Raw genomic sequence first — 25,510 nt, forward strand, 5'->3', positions numbered from 1 at the left:
TTTCGGAAAAACCTGCTGCGGAAAGAATAAATCTACGACGACTGGTTGCCTAAATGTAACAAACCTACAGCGATTCAACCTATCTCAGACCGGCAACAGCCGGTCTTTTTATATCTGACCAACACCATGGGGTGAACAATTCATTGTTCACCCTTCACCGTATATTCACCCTGTATCATTATGAAATTATTAATAAAAAACCAGAGGTGAACAGAATGAACAGTAAAACCCAAAAAAACTTTTTATCCCCACGCGCATCACCTGACCGGACACATCCAGACGATCAAAAATCATAAAGGTGAAGAGTCGACTGTTCACTCTTCACCAACTCATCACTACCTAACCACATGATATAAAATGATAAATAACCGAGGTGAACAGTGTGAACAGTTAAATGCAAAAAAACTTTTTTATGACACTCTTGTCCCGGTTAGGTTCCGAGTGACGGATCCTAACCGAAAAGAAGCTTTAACACTTATTTAGTGAGTCATATCAGTTAGCTAGGGTGAAGCGGGGGTGAAAAAATGGTTGGGGGCATAAATGGGGGCACATGTCATAGTTTGTTAAATTTAATTTTTATTTTTCATTTAGTTAAGTTATGTTTCGAGTCCGGCCTTCGCACCAAAAGCGAAAAATAAACGTCAACGGACTTGCCGGAAACCGCGCCACACAAGATTTGCCATTCCAACAATAGATCGCCTCGCTCTGGCTCCCGAACCTTAACTAATTCAACAAGGTTATCCCGCAAATCACGCCCACCCGACAGCCCCCTCATCACCCCTTCGCAGAATGTATCGTCGTTAACCAGCGGGTGGTGTTTTCCGCCAGCGCATCGTTCCTGAAGAGGGCGCTGCCGGATACCACGCGATCGACGCCACTGGCGATGATCTCCGGGAGTTCTTCCAGGGTGAGTGAACCGTCAACGGCCAGAAGTATGGAATCCCGCTTCCCGGATGCATTGAGTAATGCGACAACCTGGGCGATGCGCCTTAGCAAGGCCGACCTGCTGAGCTTGCTACCGTAACCAGGATTCACCGCCAGAATTTGCACGATCTCGACGTCTTCAATAACCGGCAGAATGTGTTCCAGTGGTGTTGCCGGACAGAGGCTAATCCCTCGCAACACCGGCATCGTACCACCGGAGACTTCCGCGTTTTGCTCGCCCAGCCAATGGAGCATATGGTGCAAATGCGGCGTCTTCTCCACCTGCAACGTGACGCAGTGCGCGCCCGCTTTTACGCTTGCCTGCACGACGGGCCAGGGATTATCCACCATCAGGTGAACATCCTTAATTATCTGCTGTGGCAATTGCGCGATTGCCCAGGGACCGACGGTGAACTGAGGGCAAAAATGCCCGTCCATCAGATCCAGGTGAAGAACAGGTTGTTCAAGTGCGCGAAGCGTTTGTTGGTACTCACCGAGTTTGAGCCACTGGCCGGCAAGAATACCGATGCTTAACGGGTAACGCTTCATCAACGATACGCACTCTGCGCGATTCAAACTGGAAAAGGGACGGTTCATTTTTTAGATCCTTATGGCATCAATCCATTGAAGACGCGTTTTTTTCGTGGGCAACTCATCAGCGATTCCAGTTTTTCCACACAAGCGAGGTAGTGGGGCGTTGTTTTATGGAACGCAACGGCGGCTTCATCCTTATAGGCTTCATAAATATAAAAGCGGCTCTCAATCTCCGGATCCTGCAACACATCAAAACGCAGATTCCCCTCTTCACGCACAGACCCCAGATGATTGAGGCGAAATACGTCGATAAATTCGTCGACTTTGTCTTCGTGGACGTTAATTTCCACCAGAGTGACATGCATACTGTTCTCCTTGAAACGCATGGGCCCGCCAGGCAGGCCCATGACCTTTTTAGTTTTTCTCGCTCAGATAGAGTTCATACGCGCGTTCAGCGGTTTCATTACGGTGTACCACCGCGTGGACGGCCTTCATCATGGCGACAGGGTGATCGGACTGGAAGATGTTACGTCCCATATCGACACCGGATGCCCCCTGGTCGATGGCCTGCCAGCACATCTCAAGCGCTTCACGCTCAGGTAATTTTTTCCCACCCGCGATAACAATCGGGACCGGGCAACCTGCGGCGATGCGCTCAAAACCTTTATCGACATAGTAGGTCTTGATGATCTGCGCCCCCATCTCTGCGGCGATACGCGTGGCGAGTGAGAAGTAGCGCTGATCGCGCACCATGTCTTTCCCCACGCCGGTTACCGCCATCGTCGGCATGCCGACTTTGATACCGGCATCGATCAACTGAATGATATTTTTGATCGACTGGTGCTCATACTCACTGCCGATATACACCTGCGCCGCCACGGCGCAACTGTTGAGACGAACGGCATCATCAATGGAAAGTGCGACTGCTTCATTGCTTAACTCGGTGAGAATAGAGTTGGCCCCCGAGGCGCGCAGTACCACCGGCTTGTTAGTGGCAGGCGGCACCACGCTGCGCAGAATACCGCGTGTACACATCAGCACATCGGCGAGCGGGAACAGGGGGGCGATATTAATATCGATACGCTCCAGTCCCGTTGTCGGCCCCTGAAAATAGCCGTGGTCAAACGCGAGCATGACCGTTCTTCCCGTCTCAGGATTAAAAATGCGCGACAGTCGGGACTGCATCCCCCAGTCAAGCGCGCCGCATCCCTTAAGCGTGAACGGGGTGTTGCGCTGCGGCGTATCGGTATGGAAATCCTTGCCATCTTTGATGTCATCTAAATCAGCCATTTTTTACTCCATGGTTAAGGGATGAAACTCAGAAATCGTATTTGTCGATGTTCTCTTTAGTGAACACCACGCGTTCAGGCAGCAGCACAATGCCATTGCCCTTCGCCTCGTAGCTGTAGCCCTGTACGCTGTTCGGCGAGACCTCGACCTGGCCCACGCCCGGAATATCCAGCTTGTCGCCAGTATTCATGTCGCCTTTTTTCAGCAACGCGTCAGCCACGTACACGGAGATTTTGCCCTGCTGGACCACGTCCCAGAGGCCAAACTCTTTCACCGTGCCGCGTTCAACATAAGGACGCATCACGTTTGGCGTGCTGAATCCGACAATTGCCACGCTGGTGTTTTTCAGGTTTTCAGCGGCCTGGGCAGCAGCGGGAAGAGCGTTGGCATCCGGTGCGATGATGGCGTCAAGATCGGCATACGCTTTAATGATGCCTTCTGCGGTTTGCAGCGATTTGGTGGCGTCGTTATAGCCAAACTGGGTGGTGACAACTTCCCAGCCCGGATGATCTTTGGCGATTTTGTCTTTTGCCTCTTTCACCCACTGGTTCTGATCGGTCACGGTAGGGCTGGAGTAGAAGAAGGCCACTTTGGCTTTCTCTTTTTTGACCTGATTTGCAGCCATATCAACCAGCATGCCGCCTAACTGGGCTGGCGTGCCCTGGTTGATATAGTACGAACGGCATTCCGGCTTGGTGTCAGAATCCCAGGTCAGCACCTTCACGCCGCGCTGCATGGCGCGCTTTAACGCCGGACATAAGCCATCCGGCGAAACGGCGGAAACCACAATGGCGTTGTACCCCTGGTTGACGAAGTTATTGATGAGCTGAACCTGACCGGACACGCTGGGCTCCGTCGGGCCGTCATAGGTAACATCGACACCCAGTTCTTTACCGGCCTCCAGGGCACCGTTACCGCCACTGGTAAAGAATCCCACGCCAACCAGTTTGGGGATAAACGCGATTCGCTCTGCGGCATAAGCGTTGAGGGTAAACGCCGCCAGGCTAAGGGTACTGATTACGGCAATTTTTTTAATGCTCTGAATAGTCATGTACTTTTCCTTTAGGGCAATGGGTTTCAGGCCTGCCGGATAGCGCGACGACGCGCCATCCAGTCTTTAATTTGCTGACGATGCAGGCTGACGGAACGACCTACGACAACGACAATAAGCAATGCGCCGGAGAGGGCGCTGGATACCTGATTGGGCACGCCAGCCATCTGCAACCCCTGCTGCAAATAGCCCACCAGCAGCGCGGCGATGGCGGTGCCGAGAATTGACCCGGAACCGCCGTAGATATTGGCGCCGCCCAGGACGACCGCCGTGATGGCCGGCATCAGGAAGGACGCGCCAAGATCGGAACGCGCGGAGCCAAAATAAGAGACCAGCAGCACCGCTGCGACCGCCGAGGCAAAACCGGTCATCGCGTACAGCGCGTACAGCGTCCGGTTCACCGGGATAGCGCTATACAGCGCCACGCGGGGGCTCTGCCCAATCAGAAAGACATTTCGTCCGGCGTGGGTTCGGTGCATCAGTAACCAGAAAAAGAGCACGCTGACGAGAAAGAAGATCAGTGGCACGGGCAGGCCCAACACATCGAGGTTGGCAAAATCGGTGAAGCCTTGTGGGAAGCCGCCGATGCCTTCATAACCGGTCGCCCCGGCCATCCCCGAGAGCAGCAATGCGCTGCCGCCGAACAGGTATAATGTCCCAAGCGTGATAACCAGCGGGTTCACACCCGTGTAGATAATCAGTCCGGCGTTGATCAGACCGCACAGCGCACCCAGCGCGAGCGTCAGGATAATGGCCAGCGGCAGCGGTACGCCTCCCTGGAACATCACGCCCAGCGCGATGGCGCACAGCCCCATCGTGGAGCCAAAGGAGATATCGATCCCGCCGCTGACGATCACCATGGTTAAGGGCAGGGCGACAATGCCAATGCAGATAAAGTCGCTGGTGCTGAACAGCAGGACGTTCAGATCCAGCAGGCGCGGGTTCAGGGCGCCGAATCCCAGAATCTCAATAACCAGTAGCGCGGCGAGCGCCAGTTCCCAGCCGTAACGGTGTAAACGAGTCATCAGGCAACCTCACGTTTTTTGGCGGTGCGCACAGTATCCGCTGCGCTTTTTGCCGACGGACGCGGCTGGGGCGGCGGAGTGAAGCGGGCATATTTTTGCCGACGGATATTACGTTCCAGCGCACAGCGCAGCCGGCCATCAAATACCAGCACCGCCAGCAGAACCAGACCGGCAATAAAGTCATTCCACCACGCCGGAATGCGCAGCAGGACCAGCACGCTGTCGATTTGTGTCAGGAAATAGGCACCGAGCACGGCACCAACGATCGTCCCGGACCCCCCCAGCAGGCTGATTCCCCCCAGTACGCAGGCGGCAATGGCTTTCATTTCCAGCCCGGTTCCCGTCTGATTAGGGATAAAGCCAATCTGCGAAGCAAAGACGATCCCGGCCAGCGCCGCCATGCAGCCATTGAGTGAGAAGGCCAGAATACGGATGGCTTCGGTACGTACACCCAGCTGCCGTGCGCCCTGTAAATTATCCCCGGTGGCATAAAAACAGCGGCCAAAAGCGGTTTTTGCCAGCAGCCAGGCCATCAGCAGCATCAGCAGCAGGGTCAGCCAACCGATGGCGGAGATGCCGAGGAAAACCGGAGCAGAGAGTTGCTTAAGCTGTGCCGGCAGTCCTTCAATCCATTTACCGCCCGTCCAGAGCAGCATGACGCCGCGATACAACCCCAGCGTTCCCAGCGTGGCGACAATTGCCGGGATTTTCAGCCAGGCGACCAGCACACCATTGATAAACCCCGCCAGCAGTCCCAGTAGCAGCGTCGCGACGCAGGCCACAGGCAAGGGATATCCCGCGTTTAGCAGCAGTCCCAACAGCACAGCGCACATCCCGGTTACCGATCCAACCGATACGTCGATGTTGCGGGTCAGCATCACCAGCGTTGCCCCCATCGCCAGCAGCATGAGGATTTGGGCGCTGCTGAAGATCATCGTCAGCGTCTGAACGCTGAGGTACTGGCTGTCAAGCATCCCCGGCAGAACGAACAGCAACAGCACGGCCAACAGTGCGGTTGCCTCGCGGTTATTCTGGATAAATTTCAGCATGGCGCCTCCCCGGTATGTGGCGTAGTCCCTGACGTGCTGTCGCCGAACGCTACGTGCATGATGGTGTCGACATTAATCTCGTCGCCCTGCAGAGCCTCGTTGCCGGTTTCCCCCTGGTGCATGACGTAAACGCGATCGGCCATCTGTTCGATCTCCTCCAGATCGGACGAGATGAACAGCACCGCGACATTCTGCGCCGCAATACTGCGGAGTAACTGGTAGATGTCGTTACGGGCAGAGACGTCCACACCGCGTGTCGGCTCATCCACAATCAGCACCTGCGGCGAGGCTTCGAGGCATTTGGCGATCAGAATTTTTTGCTGATTACCGCCGGAGAGCGTGCGGGCGGGTTGTTCGGAATCGTTCAGCTTAATATTGAGCGCGCGGCGATAGCGTTCGAGCGTGGCGCTGTCTTTTGCCGGATTGGCCCAGAAACCGCTTTGGTTGTGAGTTAACGCGCAAACATTCCACGCCAGCGAGGCATCCAGGTTCAGCCCTGACGATTGCCGATCCTCCGGTAAATACACCAGACCGTGTTGCAGACGTTCGCGCGTTGAAAATGCGGAGATATCTGTGCCGCCGAGCATGATATTCCCGGCTCGCAGAGGGCGTAGCCCATAAAGCGTTTCGGCAAGTTCGGTGCGCCCGGCGCCGACCAGACCAGCCAGACCTAAAATTTCTCCGGTGCGGACTTCGAAGCTGACGTTCATAAATCCTTCTCCGGTCACATTCTCGAGGCTTAACACCGGCGTGCCTGCCTCGTGCTGCGGACGGTTGCCGGGCAACTCCAGCCACAGTTTCTGTGTCGCACTCAGCGCATTCGTGCGTGACGCGGGCGTGATGGCCTGGATAATCTCGTCGGTGGTCAGATCCGCTGTTTTACCGGAAAGCGCAATGGTCCCGTCCCGCATAATGCTAATGTAATCCGCGATCTGGCGTATCTCAGGCAGCTTGTGGGAGATAAAGACGATCCCCACACCGGTGCTCAACAATTCACGCAGACGACTAAACAAGCGATCGGTTTCCGCAGGCGTCAGTGAGGCGGTAGGCTCATCAAGGATCAAAATTCGCGAATCGCGCATCAACCCGCGCATGATTTCGACCATTTGTCGATCGGCGACATCCAGTGAACCCGCCGGGCTGTTAATATCAAACTGACAGCCCAGCGCGGTCAGCATCGCGCTCATCTTTTGCGTCGAGTTCTGATGTTTGGGTAGGCCAAAGAGGATATTCTCTTTTACCGTCAGGCTGGGGAAGAGCAGCGGCTCCTGGGGCACAAGGTAGATCCCCAACTGATGCGCCAGAATGGGCGTCAGTTTTGTACAGCGGGATCCCTCAATCTCAATAACGCCACTGTCCGCGGGAGTAATGCCGGCGATGATTTTCATCAGCGTGGATTTCCCTGCGCCATTCCCACCCAGGAGCGCATGGACTTCACCTTTGTGCAAAACAAAGTCAATACCTTTCAGTACCTTGACTCCGGAATACTGCTTGCTCACAGACTGAGCGCTGAGCAGTGGTGCGATCTTTTCGTGACTCATTTGCATGCCACCTCCGTTCGTCCTGGGTAGAATCAGGTTGAACAAATGTATTGTGCGATTCGAATTGTTCATAACCTTATGACCTAACTGCTCATAAAACCGACGAATAGATCACGTTTCATGCTAAAATGATCATCAATATTAAATTTGTTCAAACAAATGCCACTGAAGTGTGGGTTTAATCACAGTTATTAACGACCAATGAATGAACAATTGTGTTCAGAAATTCGATATGTTCAAAGTGAAGACAGAATGATGACTATTAACGACCCGATGATTTCCGAGCAAGGGATGAGTGAAGAAGAGCTGGTGGCGCGCATTGCGTGGTTCTATTACCACGACGGTATGACGCAGAGCGACATCAGCAACAGGCTGGGGCTGACGCGGCTTAAGGTGTCGCGCCTGCTGGAGAAGGGGCATCAGTCCGGGATTATTCGCGTACAGATTAATTCTCGCTTTGAAGGCTGTCTGGAATATGAAACTGAATTACGTCGTCGCTTTGACCTGAACAATGTGCGGGTTATCCCGGGACTCCCTGGAGCGGATGCCTGCGTTCGCCTGGGGATTGGCGCCGCGCATATGCTGATGGAGTCACTCCAGCCGCAGCAGATTCTGGCGGCGGGCTTCGGCGAGGCGACCATGAATACCTTAAAACGGCTGAGCGGGTTTATCTCTGCTCAACAAATTCGCCTGGTGACGCTCTCCGGTGGCGTGGGGCCCTACATGACCGGGATTGGACAACTCAACGCGGCCTGTCCGGTCAGTATTATTCCGGCCCCGCTTCGCGCCTCTTCCGCAGAGATTGCCCGGACGTTAAAAAATGAAAACAGCGTCCAGGATGTCCTGCTGGCCGCCCAGGCCGCCGATGCGGCAATTGTCGGTATCGGCGCAATCAACCAGAAAGATGAGGCCACCATTATTCGCTCAGGCTATATCACTAAGGGTGAGCAGTTGATGATTGGTCGCAAAGGCGCCGTGGGCGACATTCTGGGCTACTTCTTTGATGGCGAAGGGCAGGTGATTCCGGATATGAAGATCCACGATGAACTGATCGGGTTAACCCTCAATACCCTGAAGACGATCCCGACGGTGATCGGCGTTGCCGGGGGGGGGAATAAAGCGGAAGCGATCGCCGCGGCGATGAAAGGGGGTTATATCAACGCATTGGTCACTGACCAGGAAACTGCTGCCGCCATTGTCAGCGGGCAGTAATGCGTATCTGCCGTGCAGGCGCACGGCAGGGGAGTAACAGAATTTCCGTTTGTACCGTGGAGAAAGCATTGACGACCTGACAGATATAATAAGCCGAGGACAAAAACGATGGCCCGACTCTGTACCCTCTCTGAATCAGCACATTACCTGATGGCACTGGACGCCGGAACCGGAAGCGTTCGTGCTGTGATTTTCGACCTGGAAGGCAAACAAATCGCGGTGGGACAAGCGGAATGGCGGCACCTCGCCGTACCGGATGTTCCCGGCTCGATGGAGTTTGATCTGGGGAAAAACTGGCAACTGGCCTGTGAATGCATCCGTCAGGCATTGCATAACGCCGGGATTGCGCCGGACGCGATTGCCGCCGTTTCCGCCTGTTCGATGCGCGAAGGCATTGTGGTCTATGACGCAGAAGGAACGCCTGTCTGGGCCTGTGCAAACGTGGATGCCAGAGCGGCACGGGAAGTCAGCGAGCTTAAGGAGATCCACGACTACACCTTCGAAAGTGAGGTCTATCGCAGCACGGGTCAGACGCTGGCGCTGAGCGCCATCCCACGTCTGCTCTGGCTGGCGCACCATCGTTCGGATATCTATCGTCGCGCCTCAACGGTCACGATGATCAGCGACTGGATGGCCTACATGCTCAGCGGCGAGCTGGCGGTGGATCCTTCCAATGCCGGAACAACGGGCCTGTTGGACCTCAAAACGCGCGACTGGAAGCCGTCATTGCTACAGATGGCAGGACTGCGGTCGGATATTCTCTCACCGGTTAAAGAGACCGGAACGCTGCTGGGAAGGGTGACGGCCCAGGCCGCCGCGCAGTGCGGGTTGAAAGCGGGCACGCCGGTGGTAGTGGGCGGCGGAGACGTTCAGTTGGGCTGCCTGGGTCTTGGAGTCGTGCGTCCGGCGCAAACCGCCGTACTGGGCGGCACATTCTGGCAACAGGTAGTGAATTTACCCGCGCCGATTGTTGATCCAGAGATGAACGTGCGCATTAATCCGCACGTCATTCCGGGAATGGTGCAAACCGAATCCATCAGCTTTTTTACCGGTCTGACGATGCGCTGGTTCCGCGACGCGTTCTGCGCCGAAGAAAAGCTGATCGCCGAGCGTCTGGGCGTTGACACCTACACGCTTCTGGAAGAGATGGCCTCCCGGGTACCGGCAGGCGCATGGGGTGTGATGCCGATTTTCTCTGACCGGATGCGCTTTAAAAGCTGGTATCACGCCGCGCCTTCGTTCATCAACCTGTCTATCGATCCGGAAAAATGCAACAAGGCCACGTTGTTCCGCGCGCTGGAAGAGAATGCGGCCATTGTGTCGACCTGCAATTTACAGCAAATCGCTGATTTTACCGGCATCCATCCTACTTCACTGGTGTTTGCAGGAGGAGGCTCGAAGGGCAAGCTCTGGAGCCAGATTCTGGCAGACGTTTCAGGGCTGACGGTCAACGTTCCGGTCGTCAAAGAGGCAACGGCGCTGGGCTGCGCCATTGCGGCCGGCGTCGGGGCAGGGATCTGGTCATCAATGGCCGAGACCGGCGAGCGACTGGTGCGCTGGGAGCGAGAGCATGTGCCGGATAAAGAGAAGCACGAGCTTTATCGGGAATCACGCGAGAAATGGCAGGCGGTATATCAGGAGCAGTTAGGTCTGGTCGATCATGGGTTGACGACCTCTTTGTGGAAAGCGCCGGGTTTATAACAGGAGATCGTAATGATTAAATCTAATGAAGCGCAGCATGAGTACCGTTTTGGCGACAGTGGCCCGAAATACCTCATTCGCGGTCCGGTGTGTGACATGGGGGTCGTCATGCTCCAGCCCGGTCAGTCTTTTCCCAACCATCGGCACATCGAAGCCTGCGAAATTTTTTATACCCTGGCAGGCGAAGTGACGCTGTACCTGAACGGTGAGCCCTACACGTTAGGCTCGGGGGATGTCCTGCACTGCGATCCCGGTGAAGCGCATTTTCTGGTGAACAAAGGGGACGTGCCGTGGAAAGGCGTCTTTGTGAAATCCCCGCATATTCCGGGTGACAGCCATCCTGTCGAGCCTGCCGGGTATTAGTTTTTGAGATTTATGCAAAGTCATCAATGGTCGGAGAGCGCTCTGCTATCCGACCGTTCCGTTGCGATTCCCTCCTCGTTACATTTTGTTGCTCACTGTTTTGTGATCAAGGCTAAAAAACACACAGCCTGCTCCTCTCTCTGATTTACCTCTACGCACGGCCTGCATTACAGTGAATTTATAAATAAGAACGTTGTTCTATAATGTAGAACAACAATGGAGCGACCTGAACCCCGACGCTCGGGAGAGTGAGACGATGTCTATCAACACCATTTTTACGCCGCAGGATGAACAGTTCTATGCGGTGAAAACCCACGCAGCCGGCCCCCAGGGGGCATTACCCCTGACGCCGCAGATGCTACTGGAGTCTCCCAGCGGCAATCTTTTTGGCATGACGCAAAACGCTGGAATGGGTTGGGATGCTAACAAGCTCACTGGCCGGGAAGTGTTATTGATTGGCACGCAGGGCGGTATTCGCCATTCGGATGGCCGCCCCATTGCCCTCGGTTATCACACCGGGCACTGGGAGATTGGCCTGCAAATGTCGGCGGCGGCGAAGGAGATCACCCGCCTTAATGGCATTCCCTTTGCTGCGTTTGTCAGCGACCCGTGTGACGGTCGTTCGCAGGGCACACACGGAATGTTCGATTCGCTGCCTTATCGTAACGACGCCGCAATTGTCTTTCGTCGTTTGATTCGTTCGCTGCCGACGCGGCGGGCGGTAATCGGCGTGGCGACCTGCGATAAGGGGTTGCCCGCGACGATGATTGCACTAGCGTCAATGCACGATCTGCCGGTGATCCTTGTGCCGGGTGGGGCGACATTACCGCCTACCTTTGGTGAAGATGCCGGAAAGGTGCAAACCATCGGGGCGCGTTATGCGAATAATGAACTGAGTTTGAAAGAGGCGTCCGAATTAGGGTGTCGCGCTTGTGCATCGCCTGGCGGCGGATGCCAGTTCCTGGGCACCGCAGGGACTTCGCAGGTGGTGGCAGAAGCGTTAGGACTGGCGCTGCCGCACTCGGCGCTGGCACCATCGGGTCAGGACGTGTGGCTGGAGATAGCGCGTCAGTCGGCACGTGCAGTAATGGCGCTGGATGAGAAGGGAATTACCGCCCGCGACATCCTCACCGATAAAGCGATAGAGAATGCGATGGTGGTGCATGCGGCCTTCGGGGGATCGACGAATTTGCTGCTGCATATACCGGCTATCGCCCATGCAGCCAGATGTCGCCTGCCGGATGTGGCGCAGTGGAGCGCCATCAACCGCAAGGTGCCGCGCCTGGTCAGCGTGCTGCCCAACGGGCCGGATTATCACCCGACGGTGCGCGCATTCCTGGCGGGAGGTGTGCCGGAGGTGATGCTACACCTGCGTCGACTGGGGCTGCTGCATGAAGATGTGATGACGGTTACCGGGCAGACGCTCGGTGAGAACCTCGACTGGTGGGAGCACGCCGAACGACGGGTGAAATTCCGTCAGTGCCTGCGCGATCGTGACGGTGTGGAACCAGATGAGGTGATCCTCTCGCCGGAAGGGGCAAAAGCCAAAGGGATGACCTCCACGGTGGCATTCCCGGTGGGCAATATCGCGCCAGAAGGCTCGGTGATCAAAGCGACGGCTATCGATCCGTCAGTGGTGGATGAGGACGGTGTGTATCGTCATACGGGAGAGGCGCGCGTCTTTGTCTCGGAAGAGGCGGCGATCAAAGCCATCAAACAGGGGCAGATCCAGCAGGGCGATATCATGGTGATCATCGGTGGCGGGCCATCCGGCACCGGTATGGAGGAGACTTACCAGCTCACCTCGGCGCTGAAACATATCTCGTGGGGGAAAACGGTATCGCTCATTACCGATGCCCGTTTTTCCGGCGTATCCACCGGCGCTTGCCTGGGACACGTTGCGCCGGAAGCGCTGGCGGGAGGACCGATCGGCAAACTGCGCACGGGGGATGTGATTGAAATCGTGGTCGATCGTTTGTCATTGAAGGGCAGCGTGAACTTTATCGGCAGTGTGCAAGCACGATTGACGCCGGAGGAGGGCGCGACGGTACTGGCGGAGCGCGAGCTACATCCCGACCTTAAAGCTCATGATTATCTGCCTGACGATACGCGACTGTGGGCCGCGCTGCAGGCCGTAAGCGGTGGAACCTGGAAAGGGTGCATCTACGATACAGATAAAATTATTGAGGTGATCAACGCCGGAAAAAAAGCACTTGGGCTTTGAATAATTAAAATTAATTTATCTGGTCGCCGGAAAGTTATTTCCGGCGGCTGATTGTGTGAGCCTGAAATATATTATCCTTTACGGGAGGGACGCCTTTTTTTATTTTTCAGGAAAGTGAATCGTTATCACAGAAGTTAAAATACATAATCACTAAAGCAAATATGACAATTGTTGCCTCATCTAATCTCTCTACAATCTTCCTCGTAAGTATCATCTGATAAGCACACGGATAAAGGGTGTATTCCTCACAAAGTTCACGTTCAGCTATTTAATTTTGTAGGTCCCGGTCATTCGGAACGTATTTCTCTCATATGATCTGGAGGTAGAAATGCAGTTAACAATGAAAGATAAAATTGGTTATGGACTGGGGGACACCGCCTGTGGGTTTGTCTGGCAGGCCACGATGTTTTTGCTGGCCTATTTCTATACGGATGTCTTTGGCCTGTCAGCAGGTGTGATGGGCACATTATTCCTGATTTCGCGCGTGCTGGATGCGATAACCGATCCATTAATGGGGCTAATGGTTGACCGAACGCGTACCCGCTACGGCCAGTTTCGTCCCTATCTGTTGTGGGGGGCCATCCCGTTTGGCATCGTCTGCGTATTAACGTTTTATACGCCAGATTTTTCTGCTCAGGGTAAAATTATCTACGCGTCTGTCACCTATATTTTACTGACGCTGGTTTATACCTTCGTTAATGTCCCCTATTGTGCAATGCCTGGCGCTATTACCGCTGACCCAAAAGAGCGTCATGCTTTACAATCGTGGCGTTTTTTCCTGGCCGCTGCCGGGTCATTAGCCATTAGCGGTATTGCCCTGCCGTTGGTGAAAATTATTGGTAAGGGGGATGAACAAGTCGGCTATTTTGGCGCGATGTGTGTGCTGGGTATTTGCGGCGTGGTACTGCTGTTTGTGTGCTTCTTTACGACGAAAGAACGCTATACGTTCGAGATTCAACCTGAATCCTCTGTTAAGAAAGACCTTAAATTGCTGATGGGCAACAGCCAGTGGCGAATTATGTGCGTCTTTAAAATGATGGCAACCGGTTCGAACGTTGTTCGCGGTGGTGCAACGCTCTATTTTGTAAAATACGTGATGGACCACCCTGAACTGGCCACGCAGTTTTTGCTCTATGGTAGCCTGGCGACCATGTTTGGCTCTCTGTGTTCGTCCCGTCTGCTCGGTCGCTTTGACCGCGTCACGTCGTTTAAGTGGATTATCGGCATCTACTCACTGATCAGCCTGAGTATTTTCTTTATTCCGTCGGACAATATCGCGTTGATATTTGCGCTGAATATTTTGTTCCTGTTTGTCTTTAATACCACCACCCCGCTGCAATGGTTGATGGCCTCTGATGTGGTGGATTATGAAGAGAGCCGAAGTGGGCGTCGTCTTGATGGCCTGGTATTCTCGACCTACCTCTTCAGCCTGAAAATCGGTTTGGCCATTGGCGGCGCGCTGGTGGGCTGGATCCTTGCCTTCTCCAGCTACTCGGCAAGCAACGCCGTACAGCCAGATAACGTCCTGACGACCATCAAAATCCTCTTCTGTATCGTACCGGTCGTGCTTTACGTCGGTATGTTTACGCTGCTTTCGTTCTATAAGCTGAGCAGCAAGCGTGTGGAAGAGATCAGCCAGCAACTGCAACGTCAGCGCACCGCGCAGCCTGAGAAAAACCCTGCCGATACCGCTGTGGCGGTGAACTGAGGAGAGAACCATGTATCAGATTGAAAACCCGATCCTGACCGGCTTCAACCCGGACCCGTCTCTGTGCCGCGTGGGGGACGATTATTATATCGCCACTTCAACCTTTGAATGGTTTCCCGGTGTGCGTATTTATCATTCTCGCGACCTGAAACACTGGTCTCTGGTCAGTACACCGCTCGACAGCGTGGCGCTACTGGATATGAAAGGCAATCCGGACTCTGGCGGCATCTGGGCTCCTTGCCTGAGCTATGCCGATGGCAAATTCTGGCTGCTGTATACCGACGTTAAAATCGTTGATTCGCCGTGGAAAAATGGTCGCAACTTCCTGGTTACCGCACCGTCTGTTGAAGGGCCGTGGAGCGCTCCTGTTCCAATGGGCAACGGCGGATTTGACCCCTCACTCTTCCATGACGCGGATGGACGAAAATACTATATCTATCGTCCGTGGGGGCCGCGGCATCACAGTAATCCCCATAACACCATTGTGTTGCAGGAGTTTTTCCCTGATACACAGACTCTTTCACCGCATCGTTCAACGCTCTTTACCGGTACACCGTTGGGCTATACCGAAGGGGCGCACATTTATCGCCGCGAGGGCTACTACTATCTGGTGGTGGCGGAAGGTGGAACCAGCTACGAACATGCCGTGGTGGTATTACGGGCAAAAAATATTGAGGGGCCATACGAGCTGCATCCTGACGTGACGATGATGACCAGCTGGCATCTGCCGGAAAATCCGTTACAGAAGAGTGGTCATGGTTCATTGCTGGAGACGCACACAGGCGAATGGTATCTGGCGTACCTGACCAGCCGCCCACTGCATCTTCCGGGCATCCCGCGATTAGCGGCTGGCGGGCGGGGGTACTGCCCGCTCGGGCGTGAGACCGGGATCGCGCGTATCGAGTGGCGTGACGGCTGGCCCTATGTTGAGGGGGGCAAACATGCGACGCTGACGGTGCCAGGGCCGCGTATGGCGGAGCAGGCTGCCGCCGGAACGGGAGCGTGGCGGACGGATTTTGACAGTGAAAGGCTCGACCCGGAATTACAGACCCTGCGAATCCCGTTTGACGATCGGCTTGGCTCGCTGACTGCCCGCCCTGGATTTTTACGTCTGTACGGCAATGATTCATTGAACTCCACCTTTACCCAGTCAACGGTCGCCCGCCGCTGGCAGCATTTCTGTTTTCGGGCAGAAACGCAGATGGCTTTTTCCCCCAGCTATTTCCAACAAAGCGCTGGGCTAACCTGTTACTACAACAGTAAAAACTGGACATACTGCTTTATGGACTGGGAAGAGGGGCGCGGGCGGACGCTGAAGCTTATTCAGCTCGACCACAACGTGGCGCACTGGCATCTTTACGATAATCCGATTCTGGTGCCGGAGAAGGCGGAAAGCGTCTGGCTGCGCGTGGATGTGGACAATCTGGAATACCGCTATAGCTATTCCTTCGATGGTGATCGCTGGCAGACCATCCCGCTAACGTTTGAGGCGTGGAAACTTTCGGATGATTACATTGGCGGCAGAGGCTTCTTTACCGGGGCATTTGTCGGTTTGCACTGTGAGGATATCAGCGGCGACGGTTGTTACGCCGATTTCGCCTCATTCTCTTATCAGCCCAACGTATAGCGGGACGCTGGGCTAGGGTTGACGGTAGCCGAGCGTTATCGACAACCCCAGCCCGGCATCTATTAGTTTCTGGCGACAGGCTGTCAGCGCATTATCGTTAACGCGAGAAGTGAGGGTTGAGAGGCTCAGGGCCGCGATAACCCGCGATTCATGATTCCAGACCGGTACCGCGACGCAGCGCACGCCAGGCTCATTCTCTTCGTTATCCAGCGCATACCGGTTGCGGCGGGTTTCTTTCAGCTCGGCAAGCAGCGAGGTACGATCGGTAATGGTGGCGGGGGTAAAGCCGTTGAACTGATACCCCTCTAATACCGCCGCAAGTTCTTCATCATCCAGCCAGGCGAGCAGCACCTTACCAATGGCCGTGGCGTGAACAGGCAAACGGCGACCAATTCGCGAATAGGCGATGGCAGCCTGCTTACCTTCGATTTTCTCAATATAAACTCCTTCGCTGCCGTCCAGAATGCCCAGATGCGTGGTCTGTCCCGTTTCCTGGGAGAGACGGGTCAACCAACTTTTTGCCTTCTGGCGAATATCCATTGTGCCAACAACAAAGTGACCACGCTCAACCAGTTTCATCCCCAGGCGGTATTTCCCGTTTTCCGGGTTCTGATCGATATAACCATGCAACTGAAGCGTTTTGAGGAGCGAGTGGAGGGTACTTTTGCTCAATCCCATCAGTTTGCTTATCTCGGTGATTTTGAGCTCCGTCGCCTGTTCATTAAACAAGTCGAGGATCTGCAAAGCACGTTCAACAGACTGAATTATTGGCATAATTTTCCACCATCCACGAAGAATTCTTCTTGTGTGACCGTACTATTTTCGTTGGGGAAAAGCAATGCCGGACACGCTTGCATGATGCACGTTTTCGGTCGGGTAAGCGCAGGATTGCCAGATGCTTCAGAAATTATCCTGGAACATACATTACTCCCCCGCATCTATAACGTTCTGATTATACTTGCGCCATAAACTCATTTTGCTGATCCCCAGATGGGCGGCGACTTTCTCCTGATCCTGTTCAAAAAGATCCATATAGAACGCAATAATCTGTCGCTCAAGATCTTTAATCACGGCTTTCAGTTGCCCCTTACTCAGATCCGCAACGATCGTCCCGTTTGCCTGTGACGAGTTGAAGGAATTAAGCGCGTTAAAACCCGTGAGATTTAATATTTCAAACAGCGAAGCGTTGGGGAATCCGGCGGATAATAGCGCCAGCCGTTCAATGATAAAATTCAGTTCGCGCACGTTTCCCGGCCAGCTGTAGGAGGAAAACAGGGCAATGAACTGCGCGAGTTTATGCCCACAGCCCGATTTTTCGAGGAAGTGGTCAGCCAGAAAACGGATATCGCCCTCTCTTTCCCGCAGCGGAGGTACCATCAGCGGTAAGACGTTTAGACGGTAATAGAGGTCGCTGCGAAACGAGCCTTCCTCCGCCATTTTCTCCAGCGACCGGTTGGTGGCACCAATAATCCGCACATCGACAGGAATAATGTCCTTTCCCCCCACGCGCATAATTTCGTATTCCTGTAAGACGCGCAATAAACGACTCTGAATGGGTAGCGGCAGTTCGCCAATTTCATCGAGAAATAAAGTTCCCTGGTGCGCCAGTTCAATCAGACCTTCTTTTCCTTCGCGCCGCGCACCGGTAAAGGAGCCGCCTTCATAACCAAACAGTTCGCTTTCCAACAGGGTTTCCGGGATGGCGGCGCAGTTAATGGCGACAAAAGGACCCCGGTGGCGTTTACTCTGGTTATGAATACTCTGCGCGAATAACTCTTTACCGGTGCCGGATTCCCCATAAATCATCACCGGGGAGTGGGTATTCGCATAAATTTTTGCCAGATGAATCACCGACTCCATGTGTTTATTTTGCGTGAGGATATGCTCAAACCGGTAACGGGCGGTGAAGCCTTTTTTCATCAACTTGCCACGAATAATCCGTTCCACTTTTTGAATTTGCGGCGTATCGGTAAACGAGCACACCACTCCGATACACTGCGTTCCACGAAATATCGGCACCCGACTGGTAATGATGGACGTATTGTCCAGATCCATAATCTCCCGAATTTCGGGGGATTTTGTCAGTAATACCTGATTAATTCGCGTATTTTTGATGACGGTATCCACCGGTTTGCCAATCACCTGCGAAGCCATCAGGCCAAATATGTTTTCTGCGGATTTATTGAAAATCTGGATCTCGTTATTTTCATTGGTGACGATGATCCCTTCCGTAATTGAGGAGAGAATGATCTCCAGTCGCGCCATATCCTGCTGCTTGCGGTGAGTTGTTTCAACGATAGCCATCGCCTCGCGCAGGGCACTATTCACCGATTCCAGGCCATTTTCGATCAGAATTCCCTGCATCGCATATTGCTCCGCTGTGTCTGAGACCGGTAATCCCCCCGCTATAGTCTGGAAATTTCTCGCGCGGCATTTTTTGAGTTTATCGACCATATCGGCGTGCGACAGAAAGATAAATTCTTCAATCTCCACTTCCAGTGCGGTCGCCACCAAATTTACGTCAGATAAATAGTTCTGATAATTAAAAAAAGCGATTTTATGCGGATGTTTTTTCAGTGGCGTGAGCGATTTAAGTAAATCCAGCGCGGACGTAAGAATACGCACCACGGGAATTTTGGTCACGCGATCGATATAGTCCGCCGTACCACCACGACTAATAATGATGTCATAAAAATCAGGATCGAGATTTCGGGCGATCCCCGCCGCTTTTTCCAGACTGCCATGAAAGACATGGCAATTAAAAATACCGGCACATTGTTCAGTGACAACGGCTGCCAGTGCCGGATAAGGGGTAATCAAGGCCAGGTTGGGTAATGTTTTATGTGACATAAATCACCATGTGAAATTTGTGGCTATCACAAATCAATATCACAACTGTTATAGATTTCAAAATTGAAAGGCAGTTCTCCCTCTCTCAGATAAATAATAGAATTAAATAATATTAACAATATCATGTAATTATGTTGTTTATTTCTACCTTCTTCATTTCTGGCACGCATCTTGGATTGCACAGGCTATAGGCGAGCAGCCTTGTTGCACTATCCAATAAAAAGTGAGGGAAAGAATGAGCAAACAGTCTGGTGTATTAAGTGGGGTTCGCGTTCTGGATTTAACCCGGGTACTGGCTGGCCCCTATTGCGGAATGATGCTGGCGGATTTCGGCGCCGATGTCATTAAAATCGAATTGCCGGGAAAAGGGGATGATTCGCGGGCTAACGCGCCACAGATTAATGGCGAAAGTGCCTATTTCATGAATTTAAACCGCAACAAGCGCGGGATGACGCTGAATCTTAAATCGGAAGAAGGTCGACAGATATTCCTCGATTTAGTCCGCGACAGCGACGTGGTTCTGGAAAACTATCGGCCGGGGGTGATGGAAAAACTGGGGCTAGGTTATGAGGATTTACGCAAAGTGAATCCGGCGATTATTTACGGCGCGGTTTCCGGCTTTGGTCATACCGGACCATACGCTAAACGCGCGGGCTACGACATTATCGGCCAGGCCATGAGTGGACTAATGAGCACCACCGGTTGGCCTGATACACCGCCCACCCGCACCGGAACAGCCATTGCAGATGTGGTTGGGGGAATGAGTTGCGCCATCGGCGTACTTGCCGCTTACGTTAATCGCCTGAAAACCGGTGTCGGTGAAAAAGTGGATATTGCGCTGGTCGACTCGATGGTGTCGTCTCTGGAAATTATCAACATTATTTACCTTAATACCGGACGTATTCCGACGCGTATTGGTAACCGTTATGAAGCGATTTATCCGTATGACTCTTTCCAGGCGCGTGATGGCTACGTCATTATTGCCTGCGGCAATGACAAATTATACGGTCTGCTGAAACAAGTCCTGCAAATAAGCGCCCTCGAGGATGAGAAATTTAAATCCAACCTCGATCGTGTCGCCCACCACGCCGAACTGAAAGAAATAATCGAATGCTGGACCCGAGATTTAGATATCGACACCATCGTGACGTTGCTGCTGGATGCCGGTATTCCTTCTGCGCCGATCAATACCATTGATCGCGTGACGCAGGATCCACATATCGCCGGAGCCCGTGAAATGTTTGTCGATATTGAACATCCGGTCGCCGGAAAAATTACAATGACCGGCAATCAGGTTAAATTCACGCATAACAAGGCAACCATCAGAATGCCTGCGCCAACGCTCGGTCAACACAATTACGAAGTGCTTAAAGAACGTCTGAACTATTCAGATGAAAAAATTGAGCAGCTAATTCGTTCAGGCATTCTGTAAGGGATTTCACCATGTCGACATTTATCCAGATTACGGAAGTGGGGCCAAGAGACGGCTTTCAGAACATCAAAACGTTTATTCCAACCGATTTAAAAATAAAAATTATCGATCGTCTGGTTGAGGCGGGTATCGGTGCGATGGAAATCACCTCGATGGTCAGCCCGAAAGCGATCCCACAAATGCGTGATGCCCGTGAGGTTATTCAGCATGTTCTGACCACGCATCCGCATATTATTCCATCTGTGTTAGTACCGAACGTAAAAGGTGCCAGCCTCGCTAATGAGGCAGGTATTAAAAATATTAACTATGTCGTTTCGGTCAGTCCGGCGCATAACAAGGCCAACATTAACCGGACCCATGCCGAATCGCTGGAGGATCTTTATAACATTCGCCATACCTTTGCGGATATGACCATCACGCTGTCGCTGGCGACGGTATTTGGCTGCCCGTTTATTGGCGAGACGAGTCGTGAAACGTTAATGGATATGATCAAGTTTGCGGATGACCTCGGGATTTCGGCGATAACCCTGTGCGATACCATAGGCGTCGCCAACCCGACCCAGACGTTGTCCGTGCTGCACGGGATCCAGCAGAAATTCCCCAAAATGGATATTGGTTTGCATCTGCATAATACCCACGGCATGGCGCTGGCCTGCATGTTTGCCGGCGTCCAGTCCGGGATCACACGCTTTGAGACCGCCGTCGGTGGACTGGGCGGGTGTCCTTTCGCGCCCGGCGCCGCCGGCAATGCGGCGACCGAGGATGCGGTGAATATGTTTAACCGAATGGGGCTCGATACGGGGATTTCCCTGCCTGACCTGCTGGATATCGCAAACCTGATCCGCAGCACGATCGAGCCGATATTGTTGAGCAGTCTTTCGCGTGCCAGAACCTACGGTGAATTTAATTTTTGCAGCGAACAATTCTGACCTCTGATACGGAAACAGACATGATGAATAATAATATCGGGAAACCGAAGATGACCCATTACAGATGGTGGGTTATGAGTTTTATCTTTGTTACCTACACCGTGGCTAACGCCGACCGTGCGAATATCGGCTTTGCTATTCCGTTTATTCAGGAAGAGTTTCAAATCTCGAATACCATGGCCGGGTTGTTGATCAGCCTGTTCTTTGCCGGATATGCTTTTTTTCAGATCCCTGCCGGGTATTTAATTAAGAAATTCGGGATGCGTAATGCCTTTGCGATGGGGATGTTATTAACCTCCGTATTTACGGGGTTGATGGGGATGGTGAATAACATTTTCCTGCTGAAGATCCTGCGTTTTATGGTGGGCGTCTGTGAGTCGCCGGTGGTCATTGGCTCGACGGTGACCATTAACCAGTGGTTCCCGCCGAAGGAGAAAGGGACGGCGACCGGGCTGTTTCTGGCGGGATCCAAGTTTGGTCCGCTGATCGTTCCGCCGCTGTGCGCATGGATAATCACTGTCTGGGGATGGCGATATATTTTTGTCTTCTTTGCTATTCCGGGCATGCTGCTGGCGATCTTCTGGTATCTGATGGTTCGCAATAAGCCGGAAGAAAGCCGCTTCGTTAATGAGCAAGAAGTCGCTTACATCCGCGAAGAACAGCTTCCGGCGACGACCCAGGAAGCCGCCGCACCGGTTGCGCATGTGTTCAATTATTGCTGGCTCGACAAGTTGATTCGCACAAAGCAGGTTGAAGAACTGTCCAGTTCAAAACAGGTCTTCCGTTGCTGGGATATTTACGGTGTCGCGCTGGGATACTTCTCGATGGTGGGGATCGTCAGCGTGCTGATGTCCTGGCTGCCCAAGTATCTGATCACCGAGCGCGGATTCGATCTGACGAGTTCTGCTGCACTGGCAGCGGCACCATTCCTTGGGACGGTAATGGGCAACTTTATTGGCGGCGTTCTTTCCGATCGGGTGCTGAACAAGCGGCGTAAACCGCTGATGTTGCTCAGTGCCGGGGCGACGATTTTCACCATGTACTCGCTGGTTTATGCGCCGGAAAGCAAAATTGTTCTGTCACTGATGCTGTTCCTGCTGGGGCTGATGTTGTCGCTGGGCTATTCGGCTTACTCGGTCTATGCGATGGGACGGGCGAATAAAGACATTTACCCGATCGCTTATAGCGTGATCAACATGGGTGGACAGTTGGGCGGAATGTGTATGCCGCTGATTGTGGGCATTATTCTGGATGCTTACAACTGGGATGCGGTGTTCATGGCGATGACCGGGTTCTGTGTTCTGTGCTTTATTCTGGTCTCCACGGTCATCGAACCGCTGTCGAAAAATATGAAGGTTAACTACCGGTAACCGGCGTGATGATGTGCGGGTAAGCTTGTGGACTTACTCGCACCTCGCCGTCCGGGTCTTTAACTCACCATCGTCGTCACCTGTCCCGGAAAACTGATTTGAATCACCCCACCCCAGGCGCAGATGAGTCTGGACTGCGCATTCAGTGCCGGAGCGTTGCCGACCATGATTGTTGGCGACCCGGGCGCCCACGGGGCGATGGTTGCGGGAATACATGGCATTGGCGTAAGCACGCCCAGCGCGGCGGCGGTGGCCGCCGCCACCGTAGGGTTAGCCAGGCTGCTGCACATGCCAAAGGGCAGAATATTAACGAACGGTTGGTTATCCATAATATTTGCCATCGGCAGGTTATTCACCAGTGTACGGTTGACGGGCAGGACGTTTAACGTCGAAGGCGCAATGCCAAACGAACACTGAATCATGGCTCCGGTACAAACGGCGGGACAACTCATGGTAGCACCCCCAGTTGCCGCCAGAGTCGGCGGGCAGATTCATCACCGCTAATTAATTCCTGAAGTAATTCAGGCAGAGGCATGTGTCCCCAGGCCCAGGCGCGCTCGAGCAGATAAGGTACCGGGCTGTGCGGCTCTGTACGTTGCAGATAGCTGGCAACCTGGCGAAGCATCTGATAGGCCTCCTCGCGATTGGCGAAGGTGCCGGAGGACGAGACCGTCGGCGGTTTATTAACTTCCGCTGTCAGCGTGTCTTCTGGTGGTGCGCTGCCCAGCGCCTGTTGGCAGGTTTTGATTTTTTGTTCCAGTACGTGAAAGGAGGGGGCGGACGCTTCTGGCCAGTGCTGGCAGACTGCGTTCAGGCGTTGCAGCCATTGCAGACTGGCCTCCAGCGCTTCGGCTACAGGGCGACTGGCCTCGCTGAACGGTGGGCTGGGATGATGACCCTGCTGCCACTGGCTGAGTGCGATGCTTTCACCGTCGACCTCAAACAGCGGGGTATTGGCAACCAGCATGGCGTAATGCTGCGCCACCCAACTGAGCGGTGCGGCGCGATAATCATAATCCCCCTCTCTGATCTGCGGATGCAGCGCTTCCGGGTACTGTTCCAGCGCCCGCGTTAGCAGCGCCAGCGCCTGCGGCAGAGCGGGCAGACCGTGCAGGCGGATCCAGGCGTCGCCAAGCCAGGACATCACTACCAGATCTTTACTGCGGCTGGTGGTCAGGTGGCTGGCCAGTCTGGCGACCTCCTCCCAGTCGGCACGCCGTGGTGTGCTCTGCCAGACGCCGGTGGGCAAGGATTCATCGTCCTCCTGGCGCGCGCTGACCAACCGATCGAACTCGGGCGAATAGCGGATGGACTCCCCACAGGGGTTGTCCGGACTAATGGGAATAAGTAACGCGTCTATCTGTTCCATTGATGTTCTCCCGAAAATCCCTGTTCAGTCAGGATGACCCAGGGCAGCGGTGCATTGGTTTGCGCATTCAGTAACGCAAACTGGATATTGACGGTCGCACGAGAGCGCTGTTGTCCATCGCTCACGGGCAGGGAAAAACGAAGCGGCACAGGCTGCGCCAGTGCGCCGCCGACGCGCTGCTGGTCTGTCATGCGCAGCAGCGCCCATGCACCTTGCCAGCGCCAGCGCGCCGTATCGCCCGTCACGCTCAGGCCGACAACGGTGCTATCCGGTACGGGACGCCACGCGGAATTCGCCGCCCAGCGCAGGCTGAACATCAGCTTATCGCCGCTGCGCCAGTGCAGATCGGCGCTGGTGCCTCCGGGCCAGGTCAGGGTTTGTTGATTACCGCTTAACTGCCAGTCGACGATCTGATCCGCGCCGGCTTCCTGATTGCGTCCCGTCCGCCAGTTCACCCGCACCACCACGCCGTCTGGCGAGACCAGCGCGGAAAGCAACGGTTGTGCGGCGGCTAACTGGCGGATCAGCGCGGGTTGGTCTGCGAGCGTTTCCGGCGGCAGCTCCGCCAGTAACGATACCAGTTCGCGAACCCGATCCACATCCGCATCCGGCGCATGGGGCCGCGCCGTGAAAGGGAAACGCCCGGCAAGCCAGTTGTTATACAGCGTGAAGATGTTCTGCACCACGCCGATACTGCCCTGCTGACGTAGCTGCTGACAGTTTTGCGCCGAGGCGCTGAGCAACGCGTTAAGCGAGGTGCTGTAAAAATCCTGTTGGCCCGTTGCACGAAACGATGCCAGTTCGCTCTGACAATTTTGGGCGGTTAACGTCGGTAACGTTGCAGCGAGGGTTTGCAGTTGTGCTGGCGCACTGGTGGGATCCTGCTGTTGCAGGCGGATTAACGTTTCCAGTGAACTGACCCAGCGGGCGATCTGCTGATTTTGCGCGGTGGTCAGCCACGGTCGCTGCGCGCTGAGCCATTCTATCGGTTGCCGGTAGCGGGTGAGCGTCGCAGAAATCTGCGCCGTCTGGGCTGCGGCCCAGCTCATCACCTGCTGTCCGCTCGCCTGTGCCCTCTCCGGCGTCGCCGTGTTGACCGACGGCGGGCGGATGTCGGGCAGGCGTGCGCTGCCTTCATTGTTTACCCGCGCAATGATTTGTGCGGCAACCTGCTGGCGCAACGCGCTGGCGAGGGCCGGGCGATTGATCTGCGTCAGCGCCGCGATGACGCGATCGGCATTTTCAGTGTCGATCTCTCGCGCTGCTGCGGCGGCAGGTACGCCGCGGTAGAGCGCCCGACGAATGGCGCGT

At 54.2% G+C, this 25,510-nt stretch carries 21 protein-coding genes; 9 read left to right on the top strand and 12 right to left on the bottom strand.

All coding sequences use genetic code 11. The features are described from left to right. Positions 1-774 precede the first annotated feature (774 nt). Genes I6L53_RS03005 through lsrA form a run of 7 tightly spaced genes read right to left on the bottom strand, consistent with a single transcriptional unit; the run spans position 775 to position 7,420 of the window. The gene (locus I6L53_RS03005) at positions 775-1,521 is read right to left on the bottom strand and encodes a beta/alpha barrel domain-containing protein (protein WP_042321779.1); all 747 of its coding nucleotides are present in this window, start codon (positions 1,519-1,521) and stop codon (positions 775-777) included. 11 nt (positions 1,522-1,532) lie between these two features. Next, positions 1,533-1,823: a (4S)-4-hydroxy-5-phosphonooxypentane-2,3-dione isomerase gene (gene lsrG, locus I6L53_RS03010; protein WP_042321781.1), complete on the bottom strand. Its 291-nt coding sequence runs from the start codon at positions 1,821-1,823 to the stop codon at positions 1,533-1,535. 49 nt (positions 1,824-1,872) lie between these two features. Beyond that, positions 1,873-2,748: a 3-hydroxy-5-phosphonooxypentane-2,4-dione thiolase gene (gene lsrF, locus I6L53_RS03015; protein WP_042321783.1), complete on the bottom strand. Its 876-nt coding sequence runs from the start codon at positions 2,746-2,748 to the stop codon at positions 1,873-1,875. A 28-nt stretch (positions 2,749-2,776) separates the two neighbouring features. After that, complete coding sequence (gene lsrB, locus I6L53_RS03020) at positions 2,777-3,799, bottom strand: autoinducer 2 ABC transporter substrate-binding protein LsrB (RefSeq protein WP_000155278.1); 1,023 nt, start codon at positions 3,797-3,799, stop codon at positions 2,777-2,779. A gap of 26 nt (positions 3,800-3,825) precedes the next feature. Next, the gene (lsrD, locus tag I6L53_RS03025) at positions 3,826-4,824 is read right to left on the bottom strand and encodes an autoinducer 2 ABC transporter permease LsrD (protein WP_042321786.1); all 999 of its coding nucleotides are present in this window, start codon (positions 4,822-4,824) and stop codon (positions 3,826-3,828) included. Continuing rightward, complete coding sequence (lsrC, locus tag I6L53_RS03030; protein ID WP_042321789.1) at positions 4,824-5,873, bottom strand: autoinducer 2 ABC transporter permease LsrC; 1,050 nt, start codon at positions 5,871-5,873, stop codon at positions 4,824-4,826. Before lsrC ends, lsrD begins: the two co-directional genes overlap by 1 nt. Then, positions 5,867-7,420: an autoinducer 2 ABC transporter ATP-binding protein LsrA gene (lsrA, locus tag I6L53_RS03035; RefSeq protein WP_042321793.1), complete on the bottom strand. Its 1,554-nt coding sequence runs from the start codon at positions 7,418-7,420 to the stop codon at positions 5,867-5,869. The genes lsrC and lsrA overlap by 7 nt, the downstream gene beginning before the upstream one ends. Positions 7,421-7,669: 249 nt before the next feature. Between lsrA and lsrR the strand changes: the two genes are divergently transcribed. From lsrR to I6L53_RS03065, 6 genes are all read left to right on the top strand, one after another. After that, positions 7,670-8,626 carry a transcriptional regulator LsrR gene (gene lsrR, locus I6L53_RS03040; protein ID WP_042322706.1) on the top strand — a complete coding sequence of 319 codons (957 nt, stop codon included), beginning with the start codon at positions 7,670-7,672 and terminating at the stop codon, positions 8,624-8,626. Positions 8,627-8,734: 108 nt separating this feature from the next. Beyond that, entirely contained in the window at positions 8,735-10,327 is a 1,593-nt protein-coding gene (lsrK, locus tag I6L53_RS03045; protein ID WP_042321799.1) for an autoinducer-2 kinase, read from the top strand. Between the two features lie 12 nt (positions 10,328-10,339). Next, positions 10,340-10,690 (top strand): cupin domain-containing protein, encoded by a 351-nt coding sequence (locus I6L53_RS03050; protein ID WP_042321801.1) that lies wholly within the window; start codon positions 10,340-10,342, stop codon positions 10,688-10,690. Positions 10,691-10,946: 256 nt separating this feature from the next. Continuing rightward, positions 10,947-12,914, top strand: coding sequence for a YjhG/YagF family D-xylonate dehydratase (locus tag I6L53_RS03055; protein WP_042321804.1), 1,968 nt, complete (start codon positions 10,947-10,949; stop codon positions 12,912-12,914). Between the two features lie 328 nt (positions 12,915-13,242). After that, complete coding sequence (locus I6L53_RS03060) at positions 13,243-14,622, top strand: glycoside-pentoside-hexuronide (GPH):cation symporter (RefSeq protein ID WP_042321807.1); 1,380 nt, start codon at positions 13,243-13,245, stop codon at positions 14,620-14,622. A gap of 10 nt (positions 14,623-14,632) precedes the next feature. Continuing rightward, positions 14,633-16,249: a glycoside hydrolase family 43 protein gene (locus I6L53_RS03065; RefSeq protein ID WP_042321809.1), complete on the top strand. Its 1,617-nt coding sequence runs from the start codon at positions 14,633-14,635 to the stop codon at positions 16,247-16,249. A gap of 12 nt (positions 16,250-16,261) precedes the next feature. Here I6L53_RS03065 and I6L53_RS03070 read toward each other — a convergent pair whose 3' ends face one another. Together I6L53_RS03070 and I6L53_RS03075 are read right to left on the bottom strand one after the other, a co-directional pair. Continuing rightward, the gene (locus I6L53_RS03070; protein WP_042321812.1) at positions 16,262-17,023 is read right to left on the bottom strand and encodes an IclR family transcriptional regulator; all 762 of its coding nucleotides are present in this window, start codon (positions 17,021-17,023) and stop codon (positions 16,262-16,264) included. A gap of 150 nt (positions 17,024-17,173) precedes the next feature. Beyond that, a complete protein-coding gene (locus I6L53_RS03075) occupies positions 17,174-19,099 on the bottom strand; it encodes a sigma-54-dependent Fis family transcriptional regulator (RefSeq protein WP_042321815.1) in 1,926 nt (641 codons plus the stop codon). Between the two features lie 235 nt (positions 19,100-19,334). Here I6L53_RS03075 and I6L53_RS03080 point away from each other — a divergent pair, with 235 nt between their 5' ends. From I6L53_RS03080 to I6L53_RS03090, 3 genes are read left to right on the top strand one after another with little or no spacing between them, the layout of a single operon-like run. Next, on the top strand, positions 19,335-20,531 hold the full coding sequence (locus I6L53_RS03080) for a CaiB/BaiF CoA transferase family protein (protein WP_042321817.1): 1,197 nt from the start codon (positions 19,335-19,337) through the stop codon (positions 20,529-20,531). Between the two features lie 11 nt (positions 20,532-20,542). Beyond that, positions 20,543-21,460, top strand: coding sequence for a hydroxymethylglutaryl-CoA lyase (locus tag I6L53_RS03085; protein WP_042321819.1), 918 nt, complete (start codon positions 20,543-20,545; stop codon positions 21,458-21,460). A 20-nt stretch (positions 21,461-21,480) separates the two neighbouring features. Next, positions 21,481-22,830 carry an MFS transporter gene (locus I6L53_RS03090; protein WP_042321823.1) on the top strand — a complete coding sequence of 450 codons (1,350 nt, stop codon included), beginning with the start codon at positions 21,481-21,483 and terminating at the stop codon, positions 22,828-22,830. A gap of 59 nt (positions 22,831-22,889) precedes the next feature. Here the strand turns inward: I6L53_RS03090 and I6L53_RS03095 are convergent, their stop codons facing one another. From I6L53_RS03095 to I6L53_RS23585, 3 genes are read right to left on the bottom strand one after another with little or no spacing between them, the layout of a single operon-like run. Continuing rightward, a complete protein-coding gene (locus I6L53_RS03095; RefSeq protein ID WP_042321826.1) occupies positions 22,890-23,282 on the bottom strand; it encodes a DUF4280 domain-containing protein in 393 nt (130 codons plus the stop codon). Continuing rightward, a complete protein-coding gene (gene tssA, locus I6L53_RS03100; RefSeq protein WP_042321828.1) occupies positions 23,279-24,199 on the bottom strand; it encodes a type VI secretion system protein TssA in 921 nt (306 codons plus the stop codon). Before tssA ends, I6L53_RS03095 begins: the two co-directional genes overlap by 4 nt. Beyond that, on the bottom strand, positions 24,187-25,380 hold the full coding sequence (locus tag I6L53_RS23585) for a hypothetical protein (protein WP_247751668.1): 1,194 nt from the start codon (positions 25,378-25,380) through the stop codon (positions 24,187-24,189). The genes tssA and I6L53_RS23585 overlap by 13 nt, the downstream gene beginning before the upstream one ends. Between the last annotated feature and the right edge of the window lie 130 nt (positions 25,381-25,510).

This window comes from Citrobacter farmeri, assembly GCF_019048065.1.
GTDB classification, from domain to species: Bacteria; Pseudomonadota; Gammaproteobacteria; order Enterobacterales; family Enterobacteriaceae; genus Citrobacter_A; species Citrobacter_A farmeri.

Bases quoted from the DNA above. Each gene is read 5' to 3' on its own strand.
- I6L53_RS03005 (WP_042321779.1), bottom strand. From the start codon at position 1,521: ATGAACCGTCCCTTTTCCAGTTTGAATCGCGCAGAGTGCGTATCGTTG.
- lsrG (WP_042321781.1), bottom strand. From the start codon at position 1,823: ATGCATGTCACTCTGGTGGAAATTAACGTCCACGAAGACAAAGTCGAC.
- lsrF (WP_042321783.1), bottom strand. From the start codon at position 2,748: ATGGCTGATTTAGATGACATCAAAGATGGCAAGGATTTCCATACCGAT.
- lsrB (WP_000155278.1), bottom strand. From the start codon at position 3,799: ATGACTATTCAGAGCATTAAAAAAATTGCCGTAATCAGTACCCTTAGC.
- lsrD (WP_042321786.1), bottom strand. From the start codon at position 4,824: ATGACTCGTTTACACCGTTACGGCTGGGAACTGGCGCTCGCCGCGCTA.
- lsrC (WP_042321789.1), bottom strand. From the start codon at position 5,873: ATGCTGAAATTTATCCAGAATAACCGCGAGGCAACCGCACTGTTGGCC.
- lsrA (WP_042321793.1), bottom strand. From the start codon at position 7,420: ATGCAAATGAGTCACGAAAAGATCGCACCACTGCTCAGCGCTCAGTCT.
- lsrR (WP_042322706.1), top strand. From the start codon at position 7,670: ATGACTATTAACGACCCGATGATTTCCGAGCAAGGGATGAGTGAAGAA.
- lsrK (WP_042321799.1), top strand. From the start codon at position 8,735: ATGGCCCGACTCTGTACCCTCTCTGAATCAGCACATTACCTGATGGCA.
- I6L53_RS03050 (WP_042321801.1), top strand. From the start codon at position 10,340: ATGATTAAATCTAATGAAGCGCAGCATGAGTACCGTTTTGGCGACAGT.
- I6L53_RS03055 (WP_042321804.1), top strand. From the start codon at position 10,947: ATGTCTATCAACACCATTTTTACGCCGCAGGATGAACAGTTCTATGCG.
- I6L53_RS03060 (WP_042321807.1), top strand. From the start codon at position 13,243: ATGCAGTTAACAATGAAAGATAAAATTGGTTATGGACTGGGGGACACC.
- I6L53_RS03065 (WP_042321809.1), top strand. From the start codon at position 14,633: ATGTATCAGATTGAAAACCCGATCCTGACCGGCTTCAACCCGGACCCG.
- I6L53_RS03070 (WP_042321812.1), bottom strand. From the start codon at position 17,023: ATGCCAATAATTCAGTCTGTTGAACGTGCTTTGCAGATCCTCGACTTG.
- I6L53_RS03075 (WP_042321815.1), bottom strand. From the start codon at position 19,099: ATGTCACATAAAACATTACCCAACCTGGCCTTGATTACCCCTTATCCG.
- I6L53_RS03080 (WP_042321817.1), top strand. From the start codon at position 19,335: ATGAGCAAACAGTCTGGTGTATTAAGTGGGGTTCGCGTTCTGGATTTA.
- I6L53_RS03085 (WP_042321819.1), top strand. From the start codon at position 20,543: ATGTCGACATTTATCCAGATTACGGAAGTGGGGCCAAGAGACGGCTTT.
- I6L53_RS03090 (WP_042321823.1), top strand. From the start codon at position 21,481: ATGATGAATAATAATATCGGGAAACCGAAGATGACCCATTACAGATGG.
- I6L53_RS03095 (WP_042321826.1), bottom strand. From the start codon at position 23,282: ATGAGTTGTCCCGCCGTTTGTACCGGAGCCATGATTCAGTGTTCGTTT.
- tssA (WP_042321828.1), bottom strand. From the start codon at position 24,199: ATGGAACAGATAGACGCGTTACTTATTCCCATTAGTCCGGACAACCCC.